Source organism: Streptomyces sp. NPDC093065, from assembly GCF_044754585.1.
Lineage (GTDB): Bacteria > Actinomycetota > Actinomycetes > Streptomycetales > Streptomycetaceae > Streptomyces.
This window is the reverse complement of sequence record NZ_JBIVPJ010000019.1, coordinates 175,149-182,710: the sequence shown is the minus strand read 5'-3', so window position 1 is coordinate 182,710 and position 7,562 is coordinate 175,149. Positions and strand designations below refer to the sequence as shown.

General features: G+C 70.3%; 6 protein-coding genes, 1 tRNA gene and 1 pseudogene. 4 read left to right on the top strand and 4 right to left on the bottom strand.

All coding sequences use genetic code 11. The features are described from left to right. From ACIQFU_RS28955 to ACIQFU_RS28940, 4 genes and pseudogenes are all read left to right on the top strand, one after another. Nucleotides 1-119: pseudogene (locus tag ACIQFU_RS28955) on the top strand (IS5/IS1182 family transposase); the annotation flags it as partial. 879 nt (nucleotides 120-998) lie between these two features. Next, nucleotides 999-1,295 (top strand): hypothetical protein, encoded by a 297-nt coding sequence (locus ACIQFU_RS28950; RefSeq protein ID WP_115743256.1) that lies wholly within the window; start codon nucleotides 999-1,001, stop codon nucleotides 1,293-1,295. A 102-nt stretch (nucleotides 1,296-1,397) separates the two neighbouring features. Then, the gene (locus tag ACIQFU_RS28945) at nucleotides 1,398-2,054 is read left to right on the top strand and encodes a hypothetical protein (RefSeq protein WP_402555304.1); all 657 of its coding nucleotides are present in this window, start codon (nucleotides 1,398-1,400) and stop codon (nucleotides 2,052-2,054) included. Between the two features lie 61 nt (nucleotides 2,055-2,115). After that, entirely contained in the window at nucleotides 2,116-2,565 is a 450-nt protein-coding gene (locus ACIQFU_RS28940; protein WP_402555302.1) for a DUF6907 domain-containing protein, read from the top strand. A 129-nt stretch (nucleotides 2,566-2,694) separates the two neighbouring features. Here ACIQFU_RS28940 and ACIQFU_RS28935 read toward each other — a convergent pair. From ACIQFU_RS28935 to ACIQFU_RS28920, 4 genes are all read right to left on the bottom strand, one after another. After that, nucleotides 2,695-2,767 (bottom strand) — tRNA-Lys (locus tag ACIQFU_RS28935). Nucleotides 2,768-2,888: 121 nt separating this feature from the next. Continuing rightward, nucleotides 2,889-4,424, bottom strand: a complete 1,536-nt coding sequence (locus tag ACIQFU_RS28930) for an amino acid permease (protein ID WP_402555300.1) — start codon at nucleotides 4,422-4,424, stop codon at nucleotides 2,889-2,891. A gap of 129 nt (nucleotides 4,425-4,553) precedes the next feature. Further along, complete coding sequence (locus ACIQFU_RS28925; RefSeq protein ID WP_402555298.1) at nucleotides 4,554-6,701, bottom strand: DEAD/DEAH box helicase; 2,148 nt, start codon at nucleotides 6,699-6,701, stop codon at nucleotides 4,554-4,556. Nucleotides 6,702-6,982: 281 nt separating this feature from the next. After that, complete coding sequence (locus ACIQFU_RS28920; protein ID WP_402555297.1) at nucleotides 6,983-7,546, bottom strand: hypothetical protein; 564 nt, start codon at nucleotides 7,544-7,546, stop codon at nucleotides 6,983-6,985. Nucleotides 7,547-7,562: the final 16 nt, after the last annotated feature.

Genomic DNA, 7,562 nt, shown 5'->3' with positions numbered 1-7,562 from the left:
TGTCCGGCTATCGGCGGCTCAGCCCCCGCTACGAACGCGATCCCCGCAACTACCTGGCCTTTCTCGGCCTCGCCGCCACCCTGTGCTGCTACAAGCGACTGATCCGCCTCACCACGTAGGACACGGTCTTAGTGGCAGTGACCGTGCAGCGGTGGGTTCTCCAGAGAATCGCCCCTCTACGCGTGGCTTCGCGCTGGCCGCCTACCGTCTTGGCCGTTGTTGAGCTGAGGACCTCGACGGCACGGCTAGTGCCGTCACGCTCCGCGCCGCCACGGACAGCATCACCAACGGGATCACCATCCGCGTCACCTCAACCTGGATCAACGAGAACAGGAGCACTGGCATGCCTTCGGCACCCCGCAGGGCCCGGCACAGAGCCAGGGGAAGGTCACCGCGAACAGTACGGCCCGGCCAGACGACACGGTCCCCTTCGATGTGGCGGTATCCACCGACACCCCCGGGCACGGACGACATGGCCGGCATCGTCCAGGAGTCCCTCGGCCTCCTCGAGGTCTCCCCGGGCTTCCAGGTGACCACCGCGACCCGCACCTACTCCCACGTGGAACGGATCAGACCCACCGCGTAGCTGCTGCCCGCCTCTCTTTCCCCCCGCCGCACGGCTGGGGCCTTTCTCATGCGCGGAGGCCGCATGACCTGGTGTCTCGGCGCCACCTGGATGGCGCGGCGGCCATAGTGGGACGCGCAGGCGGCCATCCGGACGACGCAGTCCATCGTGCACTCGCTGGGCGGCAGAAGCGCACCTGCGAGCACTGACGCGACCCCACCAACCTGCAGTCGCACTTCGGGCTCGACCACGAGAGTGGCCTCGCCCAGTTCAGCGGCCCGAGGCCCGCACCGACGCGAGGTGGTCCGCCGACGGGACGAGTGCAGTGTCTATCGAGACCGACAAGCAGGTCGAGCAGGCGCTTCGCTGTCCACCTATCATTCGAAAGTAGAGAAGAATAGGAGTACCTTCTGGTACCAGAGAGGATGTGAGCATGAGAATCACCGAGGAAGCCCGCGGTCGGACAACCCGTACGACCGCTCCGTTGAAGGTCGATGCAGCCATAGACGAGCTGATCGCAGACGGCGCCCATTTTCTGGGGATGACTAAGAAGGACCTGGTCGCCGAGGCCGTCCGAACCTACTTGGAGATTCGCCGTGAGGAGGTTCGGGCCAGCATGTTGGAGAAGATGCGCAAGCTGGACGGATCCGTGGAATCGAGCGTCTCGCTGCTCACCGGACTGTCACCGGAGCGGATCAAGGAACTCGGCGGAGTAGGCGAGGACGACTGATCCGTGCGGCCCGCTCGACCTACCCTCCGCGCGCTCCGCGAGGACTTGAAACTACCGCTACCGTCAGCCCGGGAACCGCTCGACGAATTGGATCATCCGATCTTGTCCAAGGCCCGGGAACACTTCGCCGACGACGGGGCCGGGCATGAGCGCATCCGCTCGATCGATGATGAAGTCCTCTTCAAAGTCAAGGTCCAACGCTGGCGCGGAGCGGTCTGGACCGACGAGGATCTACCCTGGCTTATCGCTGCCGGGCAACGCGAGGACCGTTCACCGGACGACTTCTACTCAGCCCTGGAGACGACCGCGAGGGCCGCACGAGCCCACTACAACGCCAACAACCGCCAGCCTCTGAGCACCACGACGTACGTCGGGCGTCTTCTCCCTGACCAGAACGACCGTGATCGCTACCAACTCGAGGCCGGTGCCCGGCTCGTCCGCGATCTCGCCGCGGCTGTCCGGGAGCTGGCTCGTGGATCACTGCACGACGGGCATGAACACGCCGCCGACTTTCCCGCTTTCCGCCTCGGCATCCTCGTACGCGCCGACGACGGCCATGAGACCTATGCTGCGGTGCGCGTCACCGGCTCCGTACCCGACGACCTCATCGCGGTCATCCTGCGCCATGTCCCCGGCTGCGACCTCACCGCCTGGTACCCCGAGTACGCCCTCCCCAGCCGCCCCCTTCTTCCCGCCGAGCAAGCCTGGTCGACCCTCATGGATCCAAAGGCCGCGGCTGAACTCCTGAACGAAGACTGAGCCGGAGTCCTCACCCAAATACCGGCCTGGGCCGATGACCGCCGAACCAAGGAACGCGCTCATGCCGGATCATGACAACTCGTCCCGGACAGTAACTGTCCCCACGTGCGACCACGGGCCCGTCACCGTCTGGGAGCCCGACTGGTGTACCGGAAGCGAAACAGAGCATCAGCCCGGCGGCTACCGCGTGGACATCACGCACGCGAGCCCTGACTACGAATTCACAGTCTCAACGAGCCGTGGCACGCCGGTGGTTCTGCGTGCGTGCTTCGAACAGCGCCCCTTCACCGAGCACCCACCCGGTCACATCCCCTTCATGAACGTCGAGATGGATGACGACTGGCATCCGCACAGTTCCGACGATTTGCGCCGCCTCTCGGAGTCCCTCACGGCACACGCGGATCGGCTCCGGGAGCTTGCCGACCGCCTCGACGGTCTCACCAACGCCTTCGATGCCACAAAGGGGACCACGCCTGGGGCGGCGAACCCCAAGAAAGGACGCGGCAGCTGAACAAGCCATGCTGCCTGTTGGCACACCCGCTCACGCAGACGGACTCCACACGTGGCGTGGCCCCGGCCAGGAGGACTGGTCGGGGCCACGAAACCGCTGGTCAGAGCCACAAAACGGCCCTGGCCTCGGTAGGCCCTGTGGGACTCGAACCCACAACCAATGGATTAAAAGTCCACTGCTCTGCCAATTGAGCTAAGGGCCCAGGCGGTGTGTCGCGCGGTGCTGCGTGATGTTGCCACACCGAGCATAGCCCGCCGCGGCCGGGACGCCGATCGGGTATCGGGGTCGCGGCCGCGTCGGAGGGCGGCGGGAGCGGGGCCGGGTTACGGGTCCACCGGCTCGGGGGCGCCCGCGTGGGCGGCAGCGCGGGCCCGGGTGCGTTCGTGGTCGGGGTTGAGGAACCAGTGCCGGGCCGAGGCCAGCCACCAGGTGGCGGCGAAGCCCAGGACGACCAGGACGGCGACCGGCGCGTAGTTGAAGGTCTCCCAGGTGACCGGGGAGACCTGGGGCAGCATGAACAGGACCGTGATGACGCCGACCCACGTGACCGCGACCACGCCCACCACCTGCGACCAGCGGCCCAGGTGCCACGGCCCGCGTTCGAAGGCGGCGCCCTTGCGGACCCGCAGGAGCGTCGGGATGACGTACGCGATGTAGAGGCCGATGACCGCGATCGACGTCACGGCGGCGTATGCCGTGACGTTGATGAGGTAGGGGAGGCCCAGGACGAGGGCGGCCAGTGCGGCCAGCCAGACCGCCGCGACCGGGGTGCGGGTGCGCGGGTTCACCGAGTGCCAGATGTGGGACCAGGGCAGCGCGCCGTCCCGGGAGAAGGCGTAGATCATGCGGCTGTTGGCCGTCACCGACGCCATCCCGCAGAAGAGCTGGGCCCCGATGACGACCAGGAGCAGGAGTTTGCCCGCCGTGGCGCCCAGCGCGTCCAGGAGGATCTGCGCGGGGGGCGCGCCCGTGGGGGAGGTCAGGGCGCCCTCGTAGGACTGGATGGCGAAGGTGAAGCCGAGGAGCAGGACGAAGCCCGCGATCCAGGAGGTCCAGATGGAGCGGACGATGCCCTTCGGGCCGGCCGTGGACGCGTCGTGGGTCTCCTCGGTCATGTGGGCGGAGGCGTCGTAGCCGGTGAAGGTGTACTGGGCCATCAGGAGGCCGATGAGGACGACGTACACCCCGCTGCCCCAGCCCGTGTTGTTCACGAACTCGCCGAAGACGAAGGACGCCGACTGGTGGTGGTCGGGCGCGAAGGTGAGCGCGCCGACGATGACCGCGACGCCGAGGACGTGCCACCAGACGCTGATGCTGTTCAGCAGGCCGACGATGCGGACGCCGAAGGTGTTGAGGAGGCCGTGGAGGATCAGGATCGCGGCGAAGAGGAGGATCGTGCGGCCGGGCGTCACCCCGAAGTCGAACTGCAGGTTCAGGTAGGCGCCCAGGAAGGACGCGGCGCCGAAGTCGATGCCGGCGGTGACCGCGACCTGGCCCAGCACGTTGAACCAGCCCGTGAACCAGGCCCAGGCCGCCGCCGTACGCGGGGGCGCCAGGCGGTGCGCCCAGAAGTACAGACCCGCCGAGGTCGGGTACGCCGAGCAGATCTCGGCCATCGCCAGGCCGACGAAGAGGGTCATCAGGCCGACGGCGATCCAGCCCCAGGTGATGACGGCGGGGCCGCCCGTGTTCATGCCGAAGAGGTAGAGGGTCAGGCAGCCCGACAGGACCGAGATGATCGTGAAGGAGACCGCGTAGTTGGAGAACGCCGACATGCGGCGGGCCAGGACCTGGGTGTAGCCGAGCTGGGCCAGCCGTTCCTCGTCCGACAGCCCACTCGCCTTGGCGTCATCTGTCATGCCCCCAGCAATTCCCTTGCGGCGAGCGTGACATGCGTCACTCCGTGGCCGAAACCGGACCGCAACGCGAAGCGCCGTGGCCTCCACCCGGTGGGGCGGAGGCCACGGCGCGTCCCGGGAGTTCAGGCGTCAGCCGTTGCGCTTCCAGCGCGGCTTGTCGTCACGGCGGCCGAAGGACGAACCACGGTGGTCGTCGCGGCGGCCGTACGGACGGTCGTGGCCGCCGGAGCGGAAGCCGGGACGGTCGCCCTGGCGGTCGCGGTTGAACGGACGGTCGCTGCCACGGTGCCCGCCGCGGTCGTCGCGACGGTCGAACGAGCGGCCACCGCGGTCGCCCCGGTCGTCACGGCGGTCGAAGGAACGCCCGCCACGGTCACCGCGGTCGTCACGGCGGAAGCCACCGCGGTCGCCACGGTCGTCGCGACGCTCGAAGGAACGCCCGCCACGGTCGTCACGGCGGTCGAAGGAACGGCCACCGCGGTCACCGCGGTCGTCACGGCGGAAGCCGCCACGGTCGTCGCGACGCTCGAAGGAACGCCCGCCACGGTCGTCACGGCGGTCGAAGGAACGGCCACCGCGGTCACCGCGGTCGTCACGGTCACGGCGGTCGAAGGAACGCCCGCCGCGGTCGCCCCGGTCGTCACGGCGCTCGTAGGAACGGCCGCCGCGGTCACGGTCGTAGGAGCGCTCGCCCCGCTCGGCGAAGCGGTCGCGGCCGCCCGTGCGCTCCGTCTTCTCGACGTCCCGGGCGCCGGGCTGCTCGGGCAGCGAGACCTCGGCCTCGGACGCGGCGGCGGCCGCCTCGGCCAGGACCGTCTCCGGGTCCTCGCCGCGCTCCCGCGCGACCCTGGCGACCAGGCGGTCGGCCTCCTCGCGCAGCTCGGTGGCGCGGCGCTGGGCCCGCTCCAGCTCCTTGGTGAGCTGGCCGACCTCGCGCTCGGCCTGCTGCGCGGCGTTGCCCGCCGACTCGGCCTGGACCTCGGTCATCGACCGGGCACCGGTGATCTCGGCGACCTCCGGGTCGAAGGCCGCGCCGCCCTGGATGATGTGGCGCGTGGCGTCGACGCCCGCGTCCTCCATCAGCCGGAAGATCTGGCGGCGCTGGTGCGGGAGGGACAGGGACACGACCGTGCCGGTGCGGCCCGCGCGTGCCGTACGGCCGGCGCGGTGCAGGTAGTCCTTGTGGTCGCCGGCCGGGTCCACGTTCAGGACCAGGTCGATGCCGTCGACGTGGATGCCGCGCGCGGCGACGTCGGTGGCGACCAGGACGTTGACGTAGCCGTCCTTGAAGTCGGCCAGCGTGCGGGTGCGCGCACCCTGGGTCATGCCGCCGTGCAGCGCGTCCGCCTTGGCGCCGGCGTCGCGCAGCTGCTCGGCGACGCGGTCGGCGCCCAGCTGGGTGCGGACGAAGATGATGGTGCGGCCCTTGCGGGAGGCGATGGCCGCGGTGACCGGCGCCTTGTCCTTGGGCTTCACGACCAGGATGTGGTGCGACATGGTCGTCACCGCGCCCTGGGCCGCGTCGACCTCGTGGTGGACCGGGTTCTTCAGGTACCGGTCGACGAGGGTCTTGATCTCGTTCTCCATCGTGGCGGAGAACAGCATCCGCTGACCGCCCGCCGGGACCTGGTCGAGCAGCTCGGTGACCTCGGGCAGGAAGCCCAGGTCGGACATCTGGTCGGCCTCGTCGAGGACCGCGATCTCCACGTTCTCCAGGGAGCAGGCGCCGCGGTTGATGATGTCGCGCAGGCGGCCGGGGGTGGCGACCAGGATGTCGACGCCCTTCTCCAGGGCGTAGATCTGGTTGCCCATGGAGGTGCCGCCGCAGACGACCTTCATCCGCAGGCCCACGACGTCGCCGTACGGCTGGAGCGCGTCGGCGACCTGCATGGCCAGCTCGCGGGTCGGGGTGAGGATGACGGCGCGGGGCTTGTGCTTCTCGGTGCGGCCGCCGGCCAGGGTGGCCAGGGTGGGCAGACCGAAGGAGAGGGTCTTGCCGGAACCGGTGCGGCCCCGGCCGAGGATGTCCTTGCCGGCCAGGGCATCCGGAATGGTCGCGGCCTGGATCGGGAAGGGGGTGGTCACGCCGTTCTGCGCGAGCTTGCGGACGACGCCCTCGGGCAGACCGAGGTCGGCGAACGTGGGCTCGGGAGCCTCGGGGGTCTCCGGGGCCTCGGTGGCCGTGGAGGCGGCCACGGCCTCGACGGCCTCCGCTGCGCCCTCTGCGCCTTCGGCGTTTCCGGGCACGACGACGTGGTCAGTACTGGTCATGGACATGCGAATGCGAAACCTTCCGGAGTCTCTCGTCGGCACGCGCCCGTCAACTCCGTGAATCGCGATTCGCAATACGACCGCCTCGATGCGGTCCACCACGGCAAGGGGAGAGTACGCGCCACACGGCGCGCTCTGCGGTGGCGCCGGGCAAATGGGATCAAACGATCTACCACCATACGCACTCCCCACCCCTCAAGGCAAACCAGCAGCACGATCGCGGCACACGCCCAGCTCAGCGGCCCGCCGCCGCCCGGCTCGCCCGGGCCGACGCACGCCCGGCCGTCCTACGCCGGAGCGCCGGCCGCCGGTGCCGGCTCCCGTTGCCCGAGCTGGGTTCCCGGCGGCTCGTGCGCCGACGAGGACGGCTCGGCCACCGTCGGCTCCGGCGTCGGAGAGGCGGGCGGCTCCTCGGGGGGCGTCGGCTCCGGCTCGGCCGGCCGGGTGGGCTCCGCCGGGGGCGTCCGGGTGGGCCCGGGGTCGTGGTTGCCGCCGTTCGGCGGCCGGTCCCCGGTCGGGCGGGCTGCCGGGGGCGCCGAGGCGGAGGCGTCCTTCCCCTTGCCGTCCGTGCCGCCCTTCCCCTCGCCGTCGCCCTCGGCCTCGTGCTCGCCCCTGCCCTCGGCCTTCCCGCCCTTGCCGTGCTTCCCGTCGGCGGCCGCCGCGTCGTACCCGGCGTTCCCGCCGGAGACCTCGGGGCCGCCGTCCGGCGCCTCGCCGCCCCGCTCCCCGGCGGAGTGCGACGGCCCGACGCTCCCGCCGGGCTCGTCGTCGCCGACGCTCATGCAGCCGGCGGCAGCGGCGACGGCCACGGCCGTGACGGCCAGACGGACGGGTACGAACAAGGGGCGCACGGGCGGCCACCTCCGG

Excerpts from the sequence above, each read along its gene's own strand:
- ACIQFU_RS28925 (WP_402555298.1), bottom strand. The coding sequence starts at position 6,701 with ATGTCCATGACCAGTACTGACCACGTCGTCGTGCCCGGAAACGCCGAA.
- ACIQFU_RS28940 (WP_402555302.1), top strand. The coding sequence starts at position 2,116 with ATGCCGGATCATGACAACTCGTCCCGGACAGTAACTGTCCCCACGTGC.
- ACIQFU_RS28930 (WP_402555300.1), bottom strand. The coding sequence starts at position 4,424 with ATGACAGATGACGCCAAGGCGAGTGGGCTGTCGGACGAGGAACGGCTG.
- ACIQFU_RS28950 (WP_115743256.1), top strand. The coding sequence starts at position 999 with ATGAGAATCACCGAGGAAGCCCGCGGTCGGACAACCCGTACGACCGCT.